This is a genomic window from Actibacterium sp. (genome assembly GCF_055134745.1).
Window position 1 is genome coordinate 50,790 of the sequence record NZ_JBSRVX010000026.1, and the last position, 22,466, is coordinate 73,255.

At 62.9% G+C, this 22,466-nt stretch carries 21 protein-coding genes, 1 tRNA gene and 1 pseudogene; 11 read left to right on the forward strand and 12 right to left on the reverse strand.

Translation table 11 applies throughout. The annotated features are described in order from the left end of the window. Nucleotides 1-16: 16 nt before the first annotated feature. The 3 genes and pseudogenes from ACTCHC_RS06000 to ACTCHC_RS06010 all read right to left on the reverse strand — a co-directional run bounded on the left by ACTCHC_RS06000 (nt 17) and on the right by ACTCHC_RS06010 (nt 1,807). Nucleotides 17-395, reverse strand: a pseudogene (locus ACTCHC_RS06000) (DUF2237 family protein). Continuing rightward, a complete protein-coding gene (pth, locus tag ACTCHC_RS06005) occupies nt 392-1,069 on the reverse strand; it encodes an aminoacyl-tRNA hydrolase (protein ID WP_463021571.1) in 678 nt (225 codons plus the stop codon). Before pth ends, ACTCHC_RS06000 begins: the two are co-directional and overlap by 4 nt. A 108-nt stretch (nt 1,070-1,177) precedes the next feature. Beyond that, nucleotides 1,178-1,807, reverse strand: coding sequence for a 50S ribosomal protein L25/general stress protein Ctc (locus tag ACTCHC_RS06010; RefSeq protein ID WP_463021572.1), 630 nt, complete (start codon nt 1,805-1,807; stop codon nt 1,178-1,180). A gap of 285 nt (nt 1,808-2,092) precedes the next feature. On the opposite strand from ACTCHC_RS06010, the gene ACTCHC_RS06015 reads away from it, so the two are divergent. Then, nucleotides 2,093-2,746, forward strand: coding sequence for a GNAT family N-acetyltransferase (locus ACTCHC_RS06015; RefSeq protein WP_463021573.1), 654 nt, complete (start codon nt 2,093-2,095; stop codon nt 2,744-2,746). Nucleotides 2,747-2,751: 5 nt separating this feature from the next. Here ACTCHC_RS06015 and ACTCHC_RS06020 read toward each other — a convergent pair whose 3' ends face one another. The 3 genes from ACTCHC_RS06020 to ACTCHC_RS06030 form a co-directional block, all read right to left on the reverse strand. Further along, the gene (locus ACTCHC_RS06020; protein WP_463021574.1) at nt 2,752-3,915 is read right to left on the reverse strand and encodes an alpha-hydroxy acid oxidase; all 1,164 of its coding nucleotides are present in this window, start codon (nt 3,913-3,915) and stop codon (nt 2,752-2,754) included. Between the two features lie 68 nt (nt 3,916-3,983). Then, the gene (gene trpA, locus ACTCHC_RS06025) at nt 3,984-4,775 is read right to left on the reverse strand and encodes a tryptophan synthase subunit alpha (protein ID WP_463021575.1); all 792 of its coding nucleotides are present in this window, start codon (nt 4,773-4,775) and stop codon (nt 3,984-3,986) included. Between the two features lie 61 nt (nt 4,776-4,836). Then, on the reverse strand, nt 4,837-5,247 hold the full coding sequence (locus tag ACTCHC_RS06030) for a VOC family protein (RefSeq protein ID WP_463021576.1): 411 nt from the start codon (nt 5,245-5,247) through the stop codon (nt 4,837-4,839). A gap of 118 nt (nt 5,248-5,365) precedes the next feature. Here ACTCHC_RS06030 and ychF point away from each other — a divergent pair, with 118 nt between their 5' ends. From ychF to ACTCHC_RS06045, 3 genes are all read left to right on the forward strand, one after another. Then, complete coding sequence (ychF, locus tag ACTCHC_RS06035) at nt 5,366-6,463, forward strand: redox-regulated ATPase YchF (RefSeq protein WP_463021577.1); 1,098 nt, start codon at nt 5,366-5,368, stop codon at nt 6,461-6,463. A gap of 151 nt (nt 6,464-6,614) precedes the next feature. Beyond that, nucleotides 6,615-6,704, forward strand: a tRNA-Ser gene (locus tag ACTCHC_RS06040). 149 nt (nt 6,705-6,853) lie between these two features. Continuing rightward, a complete protein-coding gene (locus tag ACTCHC_RS06045; RefSeq protein ID WP_463021578.1) occupies nt 6,854-7,267 on the forward strand; it encodes an Arm DNA-binding domain-containing protein in 414 nt (137 codons plus the stop codon). Nucleotides 7,268-7,663: 396 nt separating this feature from the next. Here ACTCHC_RS06045 and ACTCHC_RS06050 read toward each other — a convergent pair whose 3' ends face one another. Together ACTCHC_RS06050 and galE are read right to left on the reverse strand one after the other, a co-directional pair. Further along, nucleotides 7,664-8,755: a glycosyltransferase family 2 protein gene (locus tag ACTCHC_RS06050; protein WP_463021579.1), complete on the reverse strand. Its 1,092-nt coding sequence runs from the start codon at nt 8,753-8,755 to the stop codon at nt 7,664-7,666. Beyond that, complete coding sequence (galE, locus tag ACTCHC_RS06055) at nt 8,752-9,846, reverse strand: UDP-glucose 4-epimerase GalE (protein WP_463021580.1); 1,095 nt, start codon at nt 9,844-9,846, stop codon at nt 8,752-8,754. The genes ACTCHC_RS06050 and galE overlap by 4 nt, the downstream gene beginning before the upstream one ends. A 184-nt stretch (nt 9,847-10,030) precedes the next feature. Here galE and ACTCHC_RS06060 point away from each other — a divergent pair, with 184 nt between their 5' ends. Together ACTCHC_RS06060 and ACTCHC_RS06065 are read left to right on the forward strand one after the other, a co-directional pair. Next, on the forward strand, nt 10,031-11,086 hold the full coding sequence (locus tag ACTCHC_RS06060) for a polysaccharide deacetylase family protein (protein ID WP_463021581.1): 1,056 nt from the start codon (nt 10,031-10,033) through the stop codon (nt 11,084-11,086). Nucleotides 11,087-11,092: 6 nt separating this feature from the next. Next, nucleotides 11,093-12,130 carry a glycosyltransferase family 2 protein gene (locus tag ACTCHC_RS06065; protein WP_463021582.1) on the forward strand — a complete coding sequence of 346 codons (1,038 nt, stop codon included), beginning with the start codon at nt 11,093-11,095 and terminating at the stop codon, nt 12,128-12,130. Here ACTCHC_RS06065 and ACTCHC_RS06070 read toward each other — a convergent pair. Continuing rightward, complete coding sequence (locus ACTCHC_RS06070; RefSeq protein WP_463021583.1) at nt 12,127-13,866, reverse strand: ABC transporter ATP-binding protein; 1,740 nt, start codon at nt 13,864-13,866, stop codon at nt 12,127-12,129. The genes ACTCHC_RS06065 and ACTCHC_RS06070 overlap by 4 nt on opposite strands. 192 nt (nt 13,867-14,058) lie before the next feature. On the opposite strand from ACTCHC_RS06070, the gene ACTCHC_RS06075 reads away from it, so the two are divergent. From ACTCHC_RS06075 to modC, 4 genes are all read left to right on the forward strand, one after another. Beyond that, nucleotides 14,059-14,973, forward strand: coding sequence for an MBL fold metallo-hydrolase (locus ACTCHC_RS06075; RefSeq protein WP_463021584.1), 915 nt, complete (start codon nt 14,059-14,061; stop codon nt 14,971-14,973). Then, nucleotides 14,970-16,148: an iron-containing alcohol dehydrogenase gene (locus ACTCHC_RS06080; RefSeq protein ID WP_463021585.1), complete on the forward strand. Its 1,179-nt coding sequence runs from the start codon at nt 14,970-14,972 to the stop codon at nt 16,146-16,148. Before ACTCHC_RS06075 ends, ACTCHC_RS06080 begins: the two co-directional genes overlap by 4 nt. 79 nt (nt 16,149-16,227) lie before the next feature. Continuing rightward, nucleotides 16,228-16,902 carry a molybdate ABC transporter permease subunit gene (modB, locus tag ACTCHC_RS06085; protein ID WP_463021586.1) on the forward strand — a complete coding sequence of 225 codons (675 nt, stop codon included), beginning with the start codon at nt 16,228-16,230 and terminating at the stop codon, nt 16,900-16,902. Continuing rightward, nucleotides 16,902-17,990 (forward strand): molybdenum ABC transporter ATP-binding protein, encoded by a 1,089-nt coding sequence (gene modC, locus ACTCHC_RS06090; protein WP_463021587.1) that lies wholly within the window; start codon nt 16,902-16,904, stop codon nt 17,988-17,990. Before modB ends, modC begins: the two co-directional genes overlap by 1 nt. Nucleotides 17,991-18,012: 22 nt before the next feature. On the opposite strand, the gene ACTCHC_RS06095 is transcribed toward modC, so the two are convergent. The 3 genes from ACTCHC_RS06095 to ACTCHC_RS06105 are packed head-to-tail and all read right to left on the reverse strand — an operon-like array spanning nt 18,013 to nt 21,551. Then, complete coding sequence (locus tag ACTCHC_RS06095) at nt 18,013-18,660, reverse strand: ATP-binding cassette domain-containing protein (RefSeq protein ID WP_463021588.1); 648 nt, start codon at nt 18,658-18,660, stop codon at nt 18,013-18,015. Beyond that, the gene (locus ACTCHC_RS06100; protein ID WP_463021589.1) at nt 18,657-20,342 is read right to left on the reverse strand and encodes an ABC transporter permease; all 1,686 of its coding nucleotides are present in this window, start codon (nt 20,340-20,342) and stop codon (nt 18,657-18,659) included. The genes ACTCHC_RS06095 and ACTCHC_RS06100 overlap by 4 nt, the downstream gene beginning before the upstream one ends. Nucleotides 20,343-20,345: 3 nt before the next feature. Next, the gene (locus tag ACTCHC_RS06105; protein ID WP_463021590.1) at nt 20,346-21,551 is read right to left on the reverse strand and encodes an ABC transporter substrate-binding protein; all 1,206 of its coding nucleotides are present in this window, start codon (nt 21,549-21,551) and stop codon (nt 20,346-20,348) included. Between the two features lie 246 nt (nt 21,552-21,797). On the opposite strand from ACTCHC_RS06105, the gene ACTCHC_RS06110 reads away from it, so the two are divergent. After that, the gene (locus ACTCHC_RS06110; RefSeq protein WP_463021591.1) at nt 21,798-22,430 is read left to right on the forward strand and encodes an ATP-dependent Clp protease proteolytic subunit; all 633 of its coding nucleotides are present in this window, start codon (nt 21,798-21,800) and stop codon (nt 22,428-22,430) included. Nucleotides 22,431-22,466 lie beyond the last annotated feature (36 nt).

A 22,466-nucleotide genomic window follows, 5' to 3' on the forward strand; every position in this document is an offset into this window, starting at 1 on the left:
CTGCCGAATTTCCCCGCTACTCGGTCGCGCAAGTCTTTAGAACGTCCAGCGGCACGATATCCAGCGCGCGCTGATGGGTGGCGTCCAGATCGACGCGGGGCGCACAGCCTTCGTCATGGGCCCTGGGCAAAGCGACTGGCGCACAGGCACCACCGATCGCCCGGTTTCAGGCCGGAAAAGCCGAATTCGGGGCGGGGTGTGGACAGGTCATTGCCGACATATTTGGAAAACGCCAGAAACTCGGCCGTCATCACGGCACAGACTGTATGGCTGCCGCTATCCTGTGCGCAGGTATTGCAATGCCCGTCGCGGAAAAAGCCGGTCATGGGCGCGGTGGAGCAGGGCCGCAACGGGCCACCCAGAACATTGACGGCGGGATCGGGGCGCGGGGTCATCGGCGGAACCTGTTTGCCAGCGCCTGCAATGGCGACAGCGGGTTGGTGTGGCCAGGGTTTTGCGCAGGCTTGACGGATTGGGTTTCTGCGCGAGGGGCAGGCTTGGCCGGGGCCCGGCGCAGCGCCACGGCGTTCTGAAACCCGGCCGCATCGCCCTTGGCCAAGGCGGGCGCACCATCGGAAATGCCGCGCAGCAGGTCATCCAGCCAATCCTGATCGGCCTTGGCGAAATCCGACAGCACATAGGGCGATACGCGATCCTTGTGGCCCGGATGACCGATGCCCAGCCGAACCCGGCCGTACTCTTCACCGATATGGGCATGCAGCGACCGCAGCCCGTTATGCCCGGCATGGCCGCCACCCTGCTTGACGCGCAGCTTGCCCGGGGCCAGATCCAGCTCATCGTGAAAGACAACCACATCGGCGGGGGTCAGTTTGTAAAACCGCATGGCTTCGCCCACCGACTGGCCCGACAGGTTCATGAAGGTTTCGGGCTTGAGCAGCAAAACCTTTTCGCCGTCCAGCAGACCTTCGGCCAGTTGTCCCTGAAACCTGGCCCGCCACGGAGCAAATCCGTGATCGGCGGCAATCCGGTCTACGGCCATGAAGCCGATATTGTGGCGGTTACCGGCATATTTCGCGCCGGGGTTTCCCAGCCCCACGAACAGCCGCATCGGGTTCTCCTGCATAGCTTGCCCTATATCTAGGGCGCGCGTCGCCGGGCAGCAAACAAAAACGCGGGGCAGGGGCCCCGCGTTTGTAAGGTTTGCCGAATGACGAAACTATTCGTCGTCTTCGTCTTCCGCCGCATCATCGGCTTCGTTTTCCGACGACCGCAGCCCCGACGGGGCCGAAATATTGGCGATCACGAAATCACGGTCGGTGATCGTGGGGCGCGCGCCGGCGGGCAGTTCGATGTTCGAAATGTGCACGATATCGCCCACATTCAGGCCGGTCAGATCGACGGTGATCGCTTCCGGGATATCGCCAGCGGTCACGACCAGTTCGACCTCGGGGCGCACAACGGTCAGAACGCCGCCCTTTTTCAGGCCGGGTGCCTTGTCGTGATTGATGAAATCGACATGGATGAACAGCTTGACCTTCGAGGTGCGGCGCAGGCGCATCAGGTCCAGATGGATCGGCAGATCCTTGACCACGTCGCGCTGCACATTGCGGCAGATCACGCGCACATCGTCCTGCCCTTCAACCTTGAGGTTGAACAGGGTCGACAGGAACCGGCCCGCCTTAAGACGCTTGAGCAGTTCATTATATTTGACGTTGATGGCAACGGGGTCAGCCCCACCGCCATATACGATGCCCGGTACGAATTGCTCTCTGCGAGCTTGACGAGCGGCCCCCTTGCCTGTCCCCGTCCGTACCGTGGCGTGAAGATCAGGGATCTCACCAGCCATAGTATTCTCCAATATATTAAGGGGCATCCTCCAAGGGTGCATGCCCGCATGAAGCCGCGCGTATAGGGCAGATTTTCCGGGATGGGAAGAGGGAATTCTGCCAAAGCCCGGTAAAAACTGATGCGCTGGGGCTTGCAACTGGCGCATGGCGGTTCTGCGGTGCAGCATGGTTGTTCCGCGCCACAGCACGCCCACATAATGCGTAACGAGCAGCGGCAGATCAACATGCCGGTGAACAGCCATGCCCCAAAGGGAGGAAGACTCCGCAATTCCAGGAGATCTTCGATGCCGGACAGATATCCAACAAAGCCCGCAATCAACGGCCCGCGCCGTTCCAGCACCCTTCAGCCGCGCGCGGCCAAGGCCCCGGCGCCGGTCATCACCACGCGCCACCTTTGGTTCGGGGATAAGGCGGCCTTGCTTGCGCATTTCCTTGGCCTGTCGCAGGAGGATCGCATCTTGCGGTTTTGCAGCCCGGTCGGCGACAGGTTCATCGAAAAATATGTCGATGACATCGACTGGAACAAATCGGTTGTGATCGGGGTCTTCGCGGATGGGCGGCTGATCGGTTGTTCCGAAATGATCCCGACCGACCCCCGCTGGAAACGCGAGGCCGAGATCGCGGTGTCGATCGACGCCGGCTGGCAGGGGCAGGGGCATGGTGAAACTGCGCTGCGGCTGGCGATGCTGGCGGCGCGCAATCGCTATATCACGACTGTAAAGCTGATGATGCTGTCAGAGAACCGCGCTATGGCCCATCTGGCGCAGGCCGCTGGCCTGAAGCTGAGCCCGCAATACGGCATCCTGACCGGCACCGGCCAGACCATGCCGCCCACATATCTGAGCCTGGCCGAAGAGTTTTCGCTGGACGCGCGCGCCCGGCGTGCCGCGGCACTGGCCGGTTTGCGCGCCATGTGGGCCCCACCATCACAAGTGTGACGGCGTTATTGCCAGTCGCCTGAAAATCCTTTGGGGATATGCAGGATGTCGGGGCCCACATCGGCGATGGATTTGCGCCCGCACAGGGCCATGGTCAGATCCAGTTCTTTCTGGATGATCTCCAGCGCGGTGGTCACGCCCGCCTCACCCATCGCGCCCAGACCGTATGTATAGGCGCGCCCGATATAGGTGCCGCTGGCCCCCATCGCCAGCGCCTTCAGCACGTCCTGGCCGCTGCGAATGCCGCTGTCCAGATGCACCTCGATCCGGTCGCCGACCGCGTCCATGATCGGGCCCAGCGCCCGGATCGAGGATATCGCGCCGTCCAGTTGCCGCCCGCCATGGTTCGACACGATAATCGCATCGGCCCCGACCTGTAACGCCATTTTCGCGTCCGCGGCGTCCAGAATACCCTTCAGGATCATCTTGCCGCCCCATTCGCGGCGCAACTGCTTGACCTTTTCCCAGTCCAGCTTCTTGTCGAACTGCTTCGAGGTCCAGCCATAGAGAGATGTCAGATTTTCCACACCCTTGGCGTGACCGATGATATTTCCATAAAACCGCCGCTTGGTGCCCAGCATTCCCAGCCCCCAGCGCCAGCGGGTGGCCAAATCCATCAGCAGCGGCAGCCGCAACTTTGGTGGCACCGACAGGCCGTTCTTCAGGTCCATATGGCGCTGGCCCATCAGTTGCAGATCCAGCGTCACAACCAGCGCCGGGCATCCGGCATCCTTGGCGCGCTGCAACAGGCGCGACACGAATTCGGTATCCATCATGACATAAAGCTGGAACCAGAACGGATAGGGCGAATGTTCGGCCACATCCTCGATCGAACAGATCGACATGCTGGACAATGTATAGGGTACACCGAACCGGCCAGCGGCGCGGGCGGCCTTGATCTCGCCATCGGCACATTGAAAGCCGGTCATCCCGACCGGCGCCAGGGCGACCGGCATCGCCACATCCTGCCCGATCATCTTCGAGGCAGTTGACCGCCCGTCGATATCGACCGCAACCCGTTGGCGAAAATAGATCTTTTCAAAATCCGCGCAGTTCTCGCGAAAGGTCTGGCCTGTCCAGCTGCCCGTCTCGACATAGTCGTGGAACATCTTTGGCACGCGGCGTTTATAGATGCGGCGCAGATCGTCGATTGTGGTGATGACAGGCATGGGCGGGGCTCCTCTTGCGCCATGGTTAGCAGCGCAAGAACGACGTTGTAAACGGAAACGGTGGCTGTTCAGCCCCGATGCGCCCCATCGGCCAGCGATTTCACATAGGCCAGAATATCGGGCACCGGGCGGCGCTCCTCGATCAGCTTGACGATGGCCGATCCCACCACGGCCCCGTCGGCCACGCTGGCGATGGATTGCGCAACCTCGGGCGTGCGGATGCCAAAGCCCACGATCACGGGCAGATCGGTGCCCGCCTTGATGCGCGCAACTTCTGGCGCGACATCGGCGGCCTGGGCGGCGGCGGCACCGGTGATGCCGGTGATCGACACGTAATAGACAAAACCCGATGTGTTCTGCAGCACGCGGGGCAGGCGGGCATCATCCGTGGTGGGGGTTGCCAGACGGATGAAATTCAGCCCCGCCTTTTGCGCGGGAATACACAGTTCGCTATCTTCCTCGGGGGGCAGATCGACCACGATCAGCCCGTCTATTCCAGCGGCCTTTGCATCGGTCAGAAATTTATCGACGCCACGACTGTAGATCGGGTTGTAATAGCCCATCATCACAATCGGGGTGGTGGTGTCGACCTTGCGAAACTCGGCGGCCATATCCAGTGTTTTTTGCAGGGTCTGGCCCGCGTCAAGCGCGCGCTGCCCGGCCAGCTGGATCGTTTGGCCATCGGCCATGGGGTCTGTAAAGGGCATGCCCATTTCGATGATATCGACCCCGGCCCCGGGCAGGCCGCGAAGAATTTCAAGCGATGTGTCGTAATCCGGATCGCCCGCCATCACATAGGCCACGAAAGCCTTGCGTTTTTCAGCGCGCAGACGCGCGAAGGTGTCATCAATTCGGGTCATGGGCATCCTTGGGCTGATCCGCAGCCGGGTTTCGCCCAAAGCGCCGCAAAAGGCAATGCCCTCAGGCGGGTTCTGGCGTGGTCATGATGATCCAATGCGTGCCGAACCGATCCTTGCACATGCCGAAGCCTGGTGAAAAGAACGTCGGGCCGAAGGGGGCAACGACCGCGCCGCCCTCGGCCAGGGCGGCATATATACGCTGCGCCGCGTCGGCCTTGTCCGCCTGAAGGGCCACGCTGACAGCCTGTTGCGGTTCACCCGCTTCGCCGGGCGGAAAATCCGAGGCTTCCAGATCGCCAAAAGGCGACATCAGCGCCGAATGCATCACCAGCGTTGATCCCGCCATCGGTGCGGGCGCATCCGGCATCTGGTCATACCCCATTATATCAAGCTGCCCGCCAAGGATGTCGTGATAGGCGGCCATCGCCGCCCGGCAATTGCCCTGAAAATGAAGATAGGGGGTTATGGCCATGCGCGCCTCCGGTCTGCCCTGCCCACACTGTGCCAGCTTCGGCGGATTCGGGCAACGACGCTTGCGCCGCGCCCCTCGCGGCCCTATCAAGCGCGCGACATATGCGAAAGGGTCGAAAATGGGGTTCAAAACCGGAATCGTGGGGATGCCGAATGTCGGCAAGTCGACGCTGTTCAACGCGCTGACCCGCACCGCCGCCGCGCAGGCCGCCAATTTCCCTTTCTGCACGATCGAGCCCAATGTCGGTGATGTCGCCGTGCCCGATGCGCGGCTGGACAAGCTGGCAGAAATCGCCGGATCAAAACAGATCATTCCCACAAGGATGACCTTTGTCGATATTGCCGGTCTGGTCAAAGGCGCGTCCAAGGGCGAAGGTCTGGGCAACCAGTTCCTGGCCAATATCCGCGAATGCGATGCCATCGCCCATGTGCTGCGCTGTTTTGAAGACGGCGACGTGACCCATGTCGAAGGCCGGGTTGATCCGGTCGCCGATGCCGAGACAATTGAAACCGAGCTGATGCTGGCCGATATGGAAAGCATCGAAAAACGCCTGCAGAACGTCAGCCGCAAGGTGCGCGGCGGCGACAAGGACGCGGTGCAGCAGGAACGCCTGCTGAAGGCGGCACTGGCCGCGCTGGAACAGGGCAAACCCGCCCGGACGGTCGATGTTGCCGCCGATGATCGCCGTGCCTGGGACATGCTGCAACTGCTGACCAGCAAACCGATCCTTTACGTTTGCAACGTGGCCGAAGACGAGGCCGCCACTGGCAATGCGCATTCCGCCGCCGTGGCAAAAATGGCCGCCGAACAGGGCGCCGCATCGGTGGTGATTTCCGCCAAGATCGAAGAAGAAATCGCCCAGCTTGATGCCGACGAGGCCGAGATGTTCCTGACAGAACTGGGGCTGGAAGAGGCGGGTTTGGACCGGCTTATCCGCGCCGGCTATGACTTGCTGCACTTGGAAACCTATTTCACCGTCGGCCCGAAAGAGGCCCGCGCCTGGACGATCCCGCAGGGCACCACCGCGCCCCGCGCCGCCGGTGTGATCCACGGCGATTTCGAACGCGGCTTCATCCGTGCCGAAACCATCGCCTATGACGATTTTCTGGCCTGCAAGGGCGAACAGGGCGCGCGCGATGCGGGCAAGCTGCGCGCCGAAGGCAAAAGCTATGTCGTCAAGGATGGCGACGTGCTGCACTTCCTGTTCAACACCTGAGCAGCTCGGCCCCGGATCGTGCACCTTCCGACGCAGCCCAAGCCGATGGTTTATCACGCATCTGACAATATGCGCCCCACGCGTCACTGAATTCGCACCCGCGCATTTTCTGCCCTTGCCCCGCGCGGCACCACCAATTAAACGGGTCGGCGGAGACGTGGCCGAGTGGTCGAAGGCACACCCCTGCTAAGGGTGCAGACGGGAAACCGTCTCGAGGGTTCGAATCCCTTCGTCTCCGCCAGACCCTCATTTTTTTCAATGTTATCGGATGCCTTATATTCGCATTTTCACCTTATTTATAAGGCAGAATCCACGCTGTCACATTGCATTGATTTTCTTTCGATTGCACCGGTATTCTTTCATTGTGTGGTATGGATAGTGGTATAATCTGTGGCGGCTCTCAGCGGCAAACTGACTAAGAAGCTTGTCGAGTCTCTCGGCCCGGGTCGTCATGGCGATGGCAATGGGCTTTATCTGGTTGTCGATCCGTCGGGCGCGCGGCGCTGGATCGTGCGGGTGACGGTCAAAGGTCAGAAGAACCGCATGGGGGCACCGCTGCGCACCGACTTTGGTTTGGGCGGCACGGATATTGTCACGCTGAACCAGGCGCGCGACAGGGCGCTGGAATATCGGCGGATGGCCAAGCAGGGGCTGAACCCGCGTTTCAACGCATCCCGCGCGATCCCGAGCTTTGAAGAGATCGCCCAGCAGGTGCATATCGACCGGATGCCGACCTGGAAGAATGCCAAGCACGGCCAGCAATGGATCAACACGCTGCGCGACTATGCCTTCATTAAGCGATGATCCAAATGATTCAATAGTTTGTGTTGTGGTCTTAAGGGCAGTTTACGCGCGACCGCAGATAACTGATCTTCGCAGATACAATCCGATTCCTTATTAAGTAACAAAAGGTTAAAAGCTCCAAGTCGCTCCCTCACGGGCGATCGAAACTTTGATCGCCCAATGAAGGCCTCACCTGTCGAGAGGGTCGCCCCCACGGCCCCATCACATGGTTCCGGAACAGATGATGCAGGGCGCCCGGGTTATGCCTGTGGTCCGCAGTTTCAGCGAAAGATGTCAGGCATATTGTCGTCAATTTTATGGGTGCCATTGTCGCCCAAAAGCTGTGTCAGGCGGGCCGGGTGGTTTCTTATGACATGGCCAAGGTAGGGCCGGCAGCAAGGTCAAGGTTCCTGGCCTTTATCCCGTCAGGGCACCCCGTTCGATCTGGACCGCCGCGCATTTCGACAAGCGAGCCCTTGCGCGGTCTGCCTGGTTCAGCCGGCGGCGGTGGTGCCGCGTCAGCAGCATCGGCCCATGCCACGGGGCGGTGGCCGGATCGGCTGTCAGAAAGTCCCGCCCCAGGTCGGGATCGCGGTTGCGCTGCGGTTGAAACGGCGCGGTGATCTGCCACCAGATCATCAGCCAGAGTGTCAGCAGCGTGAACAGCGGCTGGTCCGGGGCGATGCGCGCCAGGATGCGCCATGCCGCGCCGAGATCGCCAGCCCGCAAGGCGTGCAGCGCATAGCCGGCAACGCGCGCCCGACCCAGGCGAAATACCCAGTCGGGCAGGGTGGGGGCGGCCCCGGTGATCAGATCCAGCGCCTTCAGGTTCGCCTGCGTCGCGCGGCGATAATCAAGCGACATGTTCCGCTGATGCATCCGATAACCCACCAGCGCCTGCGGGCAGCAGGCCGCGGGTGATTGCAGCGACAGACGCAATTGCAGCAACAGATCTTCAGAGCCTTCGACGCCCCAATCGCGCAGGCGCGGGTCATGCCCGCCCATGGCGCGGGCCAGATCGGTTCGGATCATGATGCTGCTGACATTGCTGAAGAAATTCGTCGCGATCTGCAAACAGACCGTATGCCCCGACATATCCGCCAATGTGCGCAGGTTGGGAATGATCCTGTCATTGCTGTCGATCAACCGATAGCCGGTATAGACAAACCCCGGCGGCTCTGGCGCATCCCGAAACACCGCCAGCTGCTTTTCGATCTTGGTCGGATGCCACAGGTCATCGGCATCTATCCAGGCGGTATATCTGCCGGTGGCCTGTGCCAGCGCCAGATTGCGCGCGGCCGCAACGCCTGCATTGGGTTGATGCAAGACCTGGATACGGTCGTCATCAGCGGCCAATTCGCGGGCAATATCGCCGGTGCGATCGCGCGAGCCGTCATCGACGATGAAAATTTCCAGGTCGCGATGGGTCTGGGCAAGGATGCTGCGCACCGTGGCCCGCAATGTGGCTTCGGCATCAAAGGCGGGGACAATGACGCTGACGGTCGTCACATCCGGATATCCGGCTGGGGGTCGCAGGGGGCGGTGCCGTGATCGACCTTATCGTTTGTGCGTGGCGCAGGCATCTGCACCGGCCGGGTCATGCGCCATTCCCATTTGATGGCGGCGCGCAGGATCTTGTCCAGATCATTGTATTGCGGGACCCAGTTCAGCGTCTTTTGCAACAGGCCGGGATTGGCAACCACAAAAACCGGATCGCCGGCGCGGCGCGGCGCGATCCGGATATCGAACTTGCGGCCAATGATGGCGGCGGCCCGGGCGATGACCTGATGCACGGAAAAACCGGTGCCGTATCCGCAATTCAGGGTAACGCTGTCGCCCCCGTTCAGCAAATAGGCCACCGCCGCGACATGGGCCTGCGCAAGATCGGCGACGTGGATGAAATCGCGCACGCAGGTGCCATCGGGCGTGTCGTAATCGTTACCAAAGATCATCATCGTTCTTGACGGATCGACGGCGGCCTCGGCCACGCGCTTGATCAGATGGGTTGCATCGCGGCGGGGGCCGCGCCGGCCCTGCGGATCGGCCCCGGCCACATTGAAATACCGCAGGATGACTGCCCGTGCGCCGCTGCTTGTGCAAAAATCGCGCAGCATCCATTCGGTCGCCAGCTTGGAGCGACCATAGGGCGATGCGGGTGACAGCGGTGTGTCTTCGGTGATCGGACCATTGAGGCCGTCGCCATACACAGCCGCCGTAGAGGAAAAGACCAGCGCCTCGATCCCCAAGGCCTGCACGGTGCGGAAGAACGCGCCCGCCGCGCAGAAATTCACATCATAATAGTCAACGGGCTTCCGAACGGATTCGTCTACCCGGATCAGCCCGGCGAAATGCACGGCCGCCACGGGGTTGAACGGGGCGATGCGCGCGGCCAGATCAGGATCACGGCAATCGGCATGGATGAACTCGACACATTCGGGAACGGTGTCACGCGTTCCGACCGAAAGATTGTCAACCCCGATTACGCGCCAGCCTGCGTCGTGAAAGGCCAGTGCAGTCTGGCCACCTATATACCCCGCAACGCCGGTGATCAGCACCGTATCGGCATCGGGTGTTGGCTGAAATGGTTTCAGGTTTGTCACTTCTTCCCCCATGCGACCGGCTGACGCCCGTGCAGGCCGTTGATGTAAGCGAACCACTGTGGCCTGTGTTCCCATGAACATGAATATCAGCACATTCATCATTCCCGATATGATCTTGGTCAATCGCGCCCGTATAAATTGATGATAACGTGGTGCCGTTGTTCTGATCTGGATGGAAATCTTGTTGCCTTCAGCCCTTATGCGTCATGCGTCGCAACAGCGCGCCGTCTTGCGTCAGGCAATGGGCCGCCGGCAGGCGGCGCGACAGCCGCATGGGCTGGTGCTGATGTATCACCGAATCGCCACCCCGGCGGCCGATCCCTGGGGTCTGGCGGTATCGCCCGCGCATTTCCGCGACCATCTGCGCGTGCTGGCGGGGCTGGGGCCGGTGCTGCGTTTTGGTGATCTGGTGCGCGACGCGTCTGAAGGCGCGTTGCCACGCCGGGCTTTTGCGATCACCTTTGATGATGGCTATGCCGATAATCTGCATGCGGGCGTGCCAGCGTTGCGGGCCGCAGGGCTGCCGGCAACCGTATTCGTGACCACCGGCCTGACCGACAGCGGGCGCGACATCTGGTGGGATGCTCTGACGCGGGTATTCCTGACAGGGCGCGACCTGCCCGACAGGATTTCGCTGACCCACGGCGAAAGGCCTTTGCACTGGTCGGTTGGTCCGGCCCGGCCTGCGCACAGCCGCTGGAACATGGCGCAGGGGGCCGGGCGTGACACACGGTTGCGCGCCTTCATCGAAATCTGGAAGCTTCTGGTATCGTTGCCGGATGATCAGGTGGAATCTCAGGTTTGCATGATACTGGACTGGGCCGGGCTGACGCGGGCCGGTGACCCTGACGACTGGCCCATGTCACGGCAGGAACTGCACGCGCTTGATAAGTGCGGTCTGATCGAGATCGGCGCCCATACGCTGACGCATCCCTCATTGCCCATGTTGCCACCTGACCGGCAGGCGGCCGAAATCGGCGGCAGCGGTGACACGCTGGCGCGGATGCTGGGGCATCCGGTCAGGTCTTTTGCCTATCCCTTTGGGGCGCATTCTCATGATACGGTCGCCGCCACGGGGCAGGCGGGGTTTTCAGCGGCCTGCACGGTGATCCCCGGTATTGTGACGGTGGCCAGCGACCCGCTGCGCATTCCCCGGCTGAAGGTCGATGACTGGCCCGCCGGAAGGTTCGAGCGCGAGATCAGGAAATTCATCGGGCATGTGACCCGGCAAGCAGGATAATGGCAAATGGCCGCAAAGGTTAAAGATATCGCCCCGTCCCAAGGTCCGGTGGTCTCGTGCATCATCATCTTTCTGAATGGCGAGGCCTTCATCGCCGAGGCCATCGAAAGCGTCCTTGCCCAGCGATTCACGGATTGGGAGCTGATCCTGGTCGACGACGGATCGACGGATGGCGCCACCGCCATCGCACAGCGTTTTGCGGCCAGCCATCCTGGCCAAATTGTCTATACCGAACATCCTGGCCATGAAAACCGCGGGATGAGCGCCTCTCGAAACGCCGGGTTGCGTGTGGCAAAAGGCAAATATATCGCCTTTCTGGATGCGGATGATATCTGGCTACCCGACCGGTTGTCGGTGCAGGTGGATGTTCTTGAGTCCCGTCCCGACGTGTCGATGGTGATGGGGCCAACCCTGCTTTGGTCCAGTTGGAACCGCGCCAATCTGCCCGATCGTCGCCCATGGCTGGCCACCGATATCCCGACCGAACTGGGCCTGCCGATCGACCGCGTGCTGGAACCGCCGATCGTCGCCATCGGGTTTCTTGAAAAGCATGGCGGCAATGTGCCGGGCATCTGCAGCCTGCTGGTGCGGCGGGCCGACCTGCTGGCGGTGGGCGGGTTCGAAGACCGGTTTCGCACGCTATACGAAGACCAGGTTTTCTTTTTCAAGATGTGCCTGAACTATCGTGTGATCGTGATCGACCAGATTCTGGATTACTACCGCCAGCATCCCGATTCCGCCTGTCATCAGGCGGGCGGGCTTAAGGGCGATGCGCAGTGGCGCCCGGTGTTCCTGGAATGGCTGCAGGATTACATGATCGGGCAGGGCTTTACCAGCAAGCGGCTGTGGAAGGCATTCCGGGGTGAAATGTTCCGGTTCGACCGGCCGCGCCTTTGGAAACTGCTGACCTTGCCACGCACGGTGGCGGATCAGCTCAACACCCGAAGCCGCCGATTGGCCATTTTCGTGCTGACGCCGAAATTCTATAATTATTTGCGCCGAAAACTGCGCCTGTCAGTCGTGGATGTTGAAAATGTGCGCTAATCCTGCAGAATGATCCGGCCTGAATCAATCTGAACGGTGCTGTCGGCCTGCAAGGATGTGTCGGCGCGGTGGCTGACGAACAGGATGGTCTTGCCACGCATCAGGGTGTTGATGCGCTGGCGGATACGGTCTTCGCGGGCGGGTTCCATCGCGCTCATCGCCTCGTCCAGGATCAACAGATCGGGCGCGCGCAACAGGGCGCGGGCCAGCCCGATCCGTTGGCGCTGCCCGCCTGAAAACGACAGCCCCGCCGCCCCGATCCGGGTGTCGAACCCATCGGGCAGGGCGTCGATATCGTCCAGGATCTCGACCATGGCGCAGACGTGGCGCACCTGTTCCATATCGGCGTCATGCGTGCCCATGCGGATGTTCTGGATCAGCGTCCCCTCGATCAGTTCAACATCCTGCCCTGCGATGGCCACGCGCGCCAGCCAGCTTGCCCGGCTGAATTGCGCCAGATCGCGGCCATCGACGGTAATGCGCCCGGCATCGGGATCATACAGGCGCAGGATCAGGTTCAGGATCGTGGTCTTGCCCGAACCGCTGGGGCCGGCCAGCGCGGTGGTCTGCCCCGCCCGCAGGACAAAGCTGGCGCTTTCCAGGCTGGCGCGGCGGCGCGGGTCATGCGAAAAATTGACGTTTTCGAACCTGATCTCGCGTTGCAGCGCGGTAAATCTTTCAGGCCCCTCAACCGCGTGGGGTTTGTCCTCATCCAATGTGCTGCGCACGGCGGCCAGCGCGGCATTCATGCCCGCCAGCATCATCCGGCTGGCCTCGATTTCGCGCAGATGAGGCTGCAGGCGAAACAACAGCAGCACCGCGGCGATCGTCGTGGTGACCGCCACGCCCGCGGCCTGCGACACGACAACGATCACCAGCAGCGTGCCCAGGCTGGCGATCTCGGATAGCGGCCCGGTCAGTGCCTTGATGCGCTCGGCCCGGATCGCCAGCCGTCGCACCCGCGACGAGGCGGCGCTGAACACCCGCAGCACATAATCTTCCTGCGCAAAGGCGCGCAGCGTGCGCATGCCCGTCAGGCTGATCAGCATCCGTTCGGCCAGAACCTGATTGGCCGCCAGCGTTTCCTGCCCCAGCCGCTCTACCGGGCGCGACAGCAGACGCAGCAGGACAAATCCCGCAACCGCGCAAACCAGCGCCGTCAGCCCGATCACCCAGGACAGCGAAAACAACCCGATCCCGAAAACCACGACCGCACACAGGTTCACCGCCACCCGCGACAAATGAAAGAACGCATCCGACACCACCCATGTTTCGGTTGCCAGAACATGGATCAGTTCGCCGTGCTCACGCCGCTGCAGATAACGATAGGCGACCGTTACATATTGGCGATGCACCAGATCGCGCATGCGCTGGGCAATATGGTTCATCATGGTCGCGATGGTCACATGATTGGCATAGACCAGCGCGGCATTCATCACGATCAGGCCCAGAAACACCGCCGCGATGTGATAGGGATCGGCCCCCAGAATGCCTTGAAGCCGGTCATAGACCTGCGCCAGCAATCCACCGCCCTGCGCGATTCGCTCGCTTTGGCCCAGCAGTGCGAACAGCAGCATCACCGCCAGCCCCACCGACAGCGTTTCAGCCAGCGCCGCCCCAACGCCCAGAACCACGATCACCGGGGCCGCCCAGCGATTCGTGCGGATATGTCGGCTCAGCCTCAGGGCTTCGCGCCATGCGGTTGCGGGCGGCGCAGTAGGGGTGGGATCAGCCAATCAGTGTTCCTTTGCGGGCTGCGGATCAACGATCATGCGGGACGCATTTGCCCCCATCCTATACTGCGTTCGACCGCCTGCGTTGACCTTTGTCAATCCGGTTGCCGGTTTCGGAAAGGCGTAATCACTTGGTGTGGTCCAGTAATTCGCCTAGAACAACGTATCATGAGATTCTGAGTGGGGAGAGGGACAATGCAGAATTTGGTCTGGCAGATCGGCGAAATCACTATTCAACGCCTGATCGAAAGGGAATCCATCATTGCCGCAGGTGGTGAAAGGTCGGCTTTGCAAAAGGCGTTCCCGTCCGCCATTCGGGAAATTCCCTGGATGATCCCGTATTTCGCCACCCAGGAAGGGCATCTGCGGATGAACGTTCATGCCTTGCTGGTGCAGACCCCCGATATGCGGCTGATCGTCGATACCTGTATCGGCAATGACAAACCGCGCCGCGTGCCGGACTGGAACATGATGACAACCGATTTTCTGACGCGGCTGGCACAATGCGGCTGGGCCCGCGACAGTGTCGACGGCATCCTGTGCACCCATCTGCATGTCGATCATGTCGGCTGGAACACGATATGGGAAAACGGGCGCTGGGTGCCGACCTTTCCCAATGCGAAATATTTCATGGGGCGGGCAGAGCTGGACTTTTTGACGGCGCAGTTGCAGGGCGATCTGGCCGATGAGGAACCGACACCCTTTGTTGCGATGATGAAAGATACGCGGGCCACCTATGCCGATTCCGTCAAGCCGATTGTCGATGCCGGGCTGGCGACGCTGGTTGAAACCGACGCTGAAATCACACCGGGGGTTCGGCTGATCCCGACACCCGGCCACACACCCGGCCATGTCAGTGTTCTGATCGAAAGCGGGGACGCGCGCGCCGTCATCACCGGCGACATGATGCACAGCCCCTGCCAGATCGCGCATCTGGATTGGTCTTCGGCCTTTGACACGGATGCGGCGCAGTCCACGCAGACCCGTCAGGCCTTTTGCGAAGAATTCGCCGATACCGGCACCTTGGTGATCGGCACGCATTTCGGGGGCCCGACAGCGGGGCGTCTGGTGCGACGGGGTCAGGAATTTCTGCTGGAGGTCGATCAATGACAATGCTGCCCCAAACCGAAATAAACCTTTCCGCGCTCGAACGCGTCACGCTGAACACCCCCGCGGCCCAGGCCGTGGCAGGGTTCGCCGACAAACATGGCGCGCAGCGGGTATTCCTGCTGGTCAGCACCAGCCTGCAGCGCAATACGGATGAGATTGAGACCATCGCGGCCGCGCTGGGCGCGCGCCACGCGGCCACCCATTCCGGCCTGCGCCCGCATGTGCCCAAAAGCGATTTGCTGGCCGCGCTGCAGGCTGCGGCGGGCGTTGATGCCGATATGATCGTGACCATCGGTGGCGGATCGCAGACCGATGCGGGCAAGGTGGTCGCGCTGGCGCTGGCCCATGGCGTGCAAAACCTGGAAGATCTGGAAAAGCTGCGCATCCAGACCGGGCCGCAGGGCCGTATTCCATCCCCGGCGGCGGCCAGGCCGGTTGTGCCGGTGATCTGTGTGCCCACCACCCTATCGGCGGGCGAGTTCAACCCCAATTCCGGCGTCACGGATGAAACGCTGGGCCAGAAACACGGGTTCGGCAACCGTCAGACCACCCCGGCTGGCGTGGTGCTGGACCCCGCCCTGACCCGGCACACGCCCGAATGGGTCTGGCTGTCCACAGGGGTGCGGGCGGTGGATCATGCGGTGGAAACGCTGGCCTCGCTGCGATCGAACCCCTATGCCGACGGGCTGGCCGATGCCGGGTTGCGGCTGCTGGCGCGGGGCCTGCCGGGCTGCAAGGCGGACCCCGCCGACATGCAGGCGCGGCTGGATTGCCAGATCGGGGCGTGGCTGGCGATCACGCCGCTGGTGGGCGGGGTGCCGATGGGCGCCAGCCATGCCATCGGCCACGCGCTGGGCAGTTATTGCAAGGTGTCGCACGGGCATACATCCTGTGTGATGGCGCCCTATGTGCAGCGCTGGAACGCGCAGGCGGGCGATCACGGGCAGGCGCGCATCAGCGATTGTCTGGGCCGGTCTGGCACCCCCGCCGATCAGGCGCTGGATGCGCTGATTTCAGGGTTGGGCATGCCGCGTCACCTGTCGGATGTCGGCGTGACCCGGGATCAGCTGGACAAGGTGGCCGATTATGCGTTCCAGGATGCCTGGGGCCGCACCAATCCGCGCCCGGTGACATCGCCCGATGATATGATGCAGATATTGCTGAGCGCGATGTAACCCGCCCAGCCGATTGACCGCGCGGGCCGGTCTTGTATCCTGCCCCGCACGGAATGGATCCGGGGGCAGGCCAGACATAATGCAGATACCCGATCTTGCGCCCCTGTGGCTGACCCTGCGGCTGGCCGGTGTAACCACGCTGGTATTGCTGATGCTTGGCACGCCGCTGGCCTGGTGGCTGGCCCGGACCCGCGCCCGCGCCAAACCGGTGATCGAGGCGGTGACCGCGCTGCCGCTGGTGCTGCCGCCGACGGTTTTGGGGTTCTATCTGCTGGTTCTGTTCAGCCCGACCGCGCCGCTGGGCGGGCTGTGGCGCGATGTGACGGGGCAGGGGCTGGCCTTTTCGTTTTCGGGCCTGGTGTTTGCATCTTGCCTGTATTCGCTGCCCTTCATGGTTCAGCCGCTGCAATCGGCATTCGAATCCCTGGGCCGCGCCCCGATCGAGGCCGCAGCCACCCTGCGCGCCGGTCCGTGGGACAGGTTCTTCAACATCGTCCTGCCGCTGTCGGCGCGCGGATATCTGACGGCGGTTGTGCTCAGCTTTGCGCATACGATCGGGGAATTTGGCGTGGTGCTGATGGTGGGTGGCAATATTCCGGGCCGGACCAAGGTCATTTCCATCGCGATATATGAAAAGGTCGAAACCATTGATTATGCGCAGGCGCATGTGCTGTCGGCGGGCTTGCTGGTGTTTTCCTTCACCGTATTGTTGGGTGTCTTCGTGATGAACCGCCGCTTTCCGGTGCATCTGTGATGCTGTCGCTGGATCTGGCGCTGGCGCGGGGTGATTTCGCGCTGTCGGTGCGTATTGATGCGCCGCTGGATGGCATCACCGCGCTGTTCGGCCCGTCTGGCGCGGGCAAGACCACGCTGCTGCGCGCCATTGCCGGGCTGGAAACCGGCGCGCAGGGCCGGATCGCGCTGGCGGGGGCCGATTTGCAGGACAGCGCGCGTGGGCTGTTTGTGCCACCCCATCGGCGCGGCGTGGGCGTGGTGTTTCAGCAGCCGCGGTTGTTTTCGCATCTGAGCGTGGCGGGCAATCTGCGCTTTGCCGCCCGCCGCTCGGCCGGGCGCAATGCGGCCATCACCACTGACGCGGTGATTGCGGCGCTTGACCTTGACCCGTTGCTGAACCGGCGCCCGGCCACCCTGTCGGGGGGCGAGGCGCAGCGCGTCGCCATCGCGCGCGCCCTGCTGTCACGCCCGCAACTGATGCTGATGGATGAACCGCTGGCGGGGCTGGATCTGCGGCGCAAGGCGGCGATCCTGCCCTATATCGCGCGCCTGCCCGATGCGTTCGGGGTGCCGGTGATCTATGTCACCCATGCCATAGACGAGGTGACCCGGCTGGCCGGATCAATGATCGCGATCAATGGCGGGCGGGTTGTGGCGGTGGGGCCGCTGGCCGATGTCTTTGCGCGGCTTGATCTGGGGCAGGGCGGCGGCAGCCGGTTCGAGGCTGGCGTGATCCTGCGCGCCACCGTGACCGGGGCGGATGCCGGTTTCATGCTCAGCCATCTGTCACTGGAGGGCCAGTCCCTGACCATGCCCGCCGCCGATCTGGCGCCCGGCGCGGTTGTGCAGTTGCGGGTGCGGGCCCGCGATGTGATGCTGGCGCTGACCCGGCCGCAGGATATCAGCGCCCAGAACATCCTGGCCGGAACCGTGGCCGAGGTGATCGCAGAACCCGACACCGCCTTTGCCGAGGTCTTCGTGACGGTCGGTGCCCAGATGATCCGGGCGCGGGTCACGCGCGCGGCTGTGGCCCAATTGGGGCTGGCGCCGGGGCGCGCGGTATTTGCGGTGCTAAAGGCGATTTCTTTTGACAGGCGCGTGCTTTAGGCGGCGTTCTTGCGTGATTGGATCATGTCTGATCCGGTCCACCCATCTGCACCACTTCACCGCTCGCCGCCTGTGCATCAGCATGGTCATGCGTGACCATCAACACCGGCAGTCGCTGGGCGCGGGCGCGATCGAAGACCAGCCTGCGCACCTGGGCGCGCAGATCGGTATCCAGCCTGGAAAAGGCTTCGTCCAGCAGCAGCGCCTGCGGGTCTGATAACAGCATCCGCATCAACGCCACCCGCGCTTTTTGCCCGCCCGACAACGTGGCCGGATCACGCGGCGCGAACCCATCCAGCCCGACATCGGCCAGCGCCGCCTGCACGCGAGCGCGCCGGGCGGCCCGGCCGCGTATGCCGGAGGGCAGGCCAAAGGCCAGATTGGCCCCCACCGACATATGCGGGAATAGCAGTTCGTCCTGAAACAGGATGCCGACATGGCGGTCCTGCGGCGGCAGCGCGGAGATATCGCGCCCGTTCAACGTGATCCGCCCCGTGGCGCGAAACCCCGGCGCCAGCGTGCCGGTGATGGCGGCCAGCAGCGTGGACTTGCCGATGCCGGACGGGCCCATCACCGTCAGCACCGTGCCGGGCGCCACATGGGCCGACAGCGCCAGAAACAGCGCATCGCGGCGATAAATCCGCAGATTGTCCAGCACCAGCCCGTTCATGCCGCGCCCCGCATCATGCGGCGGTTCGCCCAGATCAGGCGCGGCAGGCCCAGTGCGGCGGCAAAGCCCAGCACCACGACCCCGGTCTGGGCCAGCGCATAAAGCCCGATCAACCGCCGGTCACCACCCGATGACAGGGCCACGGCCTCGGTCGTCAGGGTGGCCACGCGGCCCGCGCCGATCAGAAGCGTCGGCAGATATTGCCCGACCGATACCGCAAATCCCACGGCAAAGGCTGTCAGCACCGGCGCCAGTAGCATAGGCAGGCGCAGGGTCATGAAAACCCGCAATGGCGATGCCCCCATCGTGGCGGCCAGCGTGGCCAGCCGCGTATCCCAGGCCCGGAACGGCCCGCCAAGCGACAAGAACACATAGGGCAGCACAAAGACCAGATGCGCCGCGATCACCGCCCCGTGCCCCATATCGGCCCCGGCCCCCAGCGCCAGCGTCTGCAAGCCCGGCAGGAACGCCACCTGCGGGATCAGCAGCGGCAGATATAACAGCCACAGGCTGCGGGCGCTGGGTGTCAGGCCAAAGCGGTGTTCGGCCTGAAGGCAGGCCAGCGCCAGCGCCAGCGCCGCCAGCGTGGCCACCACGCCGATAACAACCGTTTCGCGCAGCGGCCCCAACAGGCCCGGGCCATGGCGCATCCAGTTTTTCAGGGTGAAGGTATCGGGCAAGGCATCGGGAAAGGCCCAGAACCCGGCGAACGACCACACCGCCAGCCCCGCCAGCCCGGCCAGAATGGCGGCGGCGGTCAGCGCTGCAGCCACCAGCCCCAGCATGCGCCACACCGCGCCACCGTGCCCCCGATGGCCTGACATCAGCGATATGGTGGCCAGATAGCGGGCGGCGGCCTCGGCCCCGCGCCACAGGATCAGCGCGCCCATCACCAGCGCCAGTTGCGCCGTGGCTGCGGCTGCGGCCTGAAAGCGCATCGACAGGTCAGGATCGCCCATCCAGCGCACCACCTGAACCGACAGCGGCGGCGGCCTGTTCGGCCCCAGGATCATCGCAACATCGACCGTGGTCATCGAATAGGCAAGAACCGCATAAACAGGCAGCCGTATCAGGCTGTAAAGGCGTGGAAAAATGACCTTCATCCAGCCGTTGATGCGGCCGTATCCCAGCGCCTGCGCCACCGTCAGGCTGCGCTGCGGATCGGTCTGCGGCAATGCGGCCATCGCCATCAACAGCAAAAACGGCACCTCTTTGGCGACCAGCCCCAGGATCATGGCCAGCCCCCAGGGGTCTTGCACGATCAGCAGATCGGGCGGGGTTTGCCAGCCCGTCAACCAGGGTGAGGCCGCCCGCGCGATCCAGCCTGAGGGCGCGATCAGAAACGCGATGCCAAAGGCCGCAGCCGCATGGGGGACAGACAGAAGTGGTGACAGCGCGCGTTCAATCCAGCCAAAGGCGCGGGTGCCATGCCAGCCCGCCAGGATCAGCGCGGTGATCATCAGTGACAGCGCGGTGGCAGCCAGCCCGGTGGTCAGGCTCAGCCGCATTGCGGGCCACAGGCCGGGCCAGCCCGCCAGCGCACGAAACGGCTCCAGCGACAGGGCGCGCCCGCCCAGTGCGGGAAACCAGCCAAAGGCCGGGGCCAGCGTGCCCGCCAGACCGGCCAGAACCGGCCCCAGCAACAGCGCCAGTGTCAGCGCAGGCGCCAGCCGCAACCCCATGCGTTACTGCGCCACGCCGTAACGCGCGGTCCAGTCTTCGGCGATGCGGGTCATCCAGTCGGGATGGGGTTCGGGCAGGACCGGGCCCAGATCGGCAGGCGACAGGGTGGCAATGCCCAGATCCAGCGCATCGAACAGCGCGCGGTCATCCGCCCCCAGCTTGTCCATTGCCAGCACGGTGCCATAGCCCAGCACATCGGGGTCTTGCGCGCGCGCCTGTGCCTGGGGCGACAGCAGGAAATCGGCCAGAACCATCGCACCCGCCTTGGCCGTGGCGTTATAGGGGATCGCCACAAAGCTGGCATTGCCGATCGTGCCACCGTCCAGCACGAAGCTGCGCACTGTATCCGGCAATTCGCCATTGGCGATGGCGGTCGAGGCCTCGCCGGGGCTGAAGGAAATCGCCAGATCAATTTCGCCATCCGCCATCAGTTGCAACTGACGTGGCCCGGTCTGCGGATAGGCGCGGCCCGCGCGCCACAGATTCGGGGTCAGCGCGTCCAGCCAGGCCCAAAGCGGGGCGGTGACAGCGGCGTAATCGGCCTGCGCGACGGGGTGCTGCAAAACGCCAGTATCTTCAGCCAGCCCATACAACGCCTGTTTCAGAAAGGTGCTGCCCAGAAAATCGGGCGGCTGGGGAAAGGTGAACCGACCCGGATGCGCGGCGGCCCATTCCCCCAGCGCCGTGATGGTTTTGGGGGGTTCTGGCAGGCGGGCGGTGTCATAATAGAACACCACCTGCGCCATGGCCCAGGGGCTTTCCAGCCCGTCGGTGGGCACGGTGAAATCGCTGGTCAGGGCCGGTTTGCCTTCGGTATCGGCCAGCGCGAAATTGGGCAGATCGCCCGCCCAGGGGCCGAACAGCAGCCCGGCCTGTTTCATCGCCGCGAAATTGGCGCCGTTGATCCAGATCAGATCGACCGCGCCGCCCTCATCCTTGCCGGCGGTCTTTTCGGCCAGTACCCGGCTGACCGCATCGGCGGTATCGGACAGTTTGACATGTTCGACTGTTACCCCATATCGCGCCTGCACCTGATCCCCCGCCCAGGCGATGAAATCATTGGTGGCGGTCGATCCGCCCCAGGCATTCCAATACACGGTCTGCCCGCGCGCCTGATCCAGAACGGATTGCCAGTCTTTGGGGTCGGGATCGGCCTGCGCGACAGTGGCGATCAGGCCCAGGCCAAGGGCGGCAATCAGGCGTTTCATGGGGACTCCTGCGATTGTTGGTATTTTCATCGTAAAGCTAAGACCGCAAATGATCACCCGGCACCACACAAAATTGCGTGTGTGTGAACACGGTTTTCGTAACAAAACAATGGGCTTGGTTCCGGGCTGTTGTCCATGGGCGGAGTTTGACATGCCTCGGGGACTTGCAGCCGCGCAAACGCGCGCCTAAGACTCTTTTCAGGTTTTTCGGGTCATGCATCGACCCAAGGCAACAGGCGGGCGGTAATGAACGATCCATATGATACCTATATGAATACCCTTGTCCCGATGGTCGTGGAACAGACCAGCCGGGGCGAACGGGCCTATGACATCTTTTCACGCCTGCTCAAGGAACGGATCATTTTCCTGTCGGGTCCGGTGCATGATGGAATGTCCAGCCTGATCGTGGCGCAGCTTCTGCATCTGGAGGCGGAAAATCCGTCCAAGGAAATCAGCATGTATATCAACAGCCCCGGTGGCGTCGTCACCAGTGGCCTGTCGATCTATGACACGATGCAGTATATCAAGCCCAAGGTCAGCACGCTGGTGGTGGGGCAGGCCGCGTCGATGGGATCGCTGCTGCTGGCGGCGGGTGAGCCGGGAATGCGGTTTTCCCTGCCCAACAGCCGGATCATGGTGCACCAGCCTTCGGGCGGATATCAGGGGCAGGCGACGGATATCATGATCCACGCCCAGGAAACCCAGAAGCTGAAGGATCGTCTGAACGCGATCTATGTCAAACATACCGGCCAGAAGCTGAAGGCGGTTGTTGATGCGCTGGAACGGGACAATTTCATGGATGCCGAACAGGCCAAGGCCTGGGGCCTGATCGACGAGATTGTCGAGAACCGCGTCAAGGATCCCGAAAACCCGGCGTAATCACGCGGCAACACAACGGGCGGAACGCGGGATTTT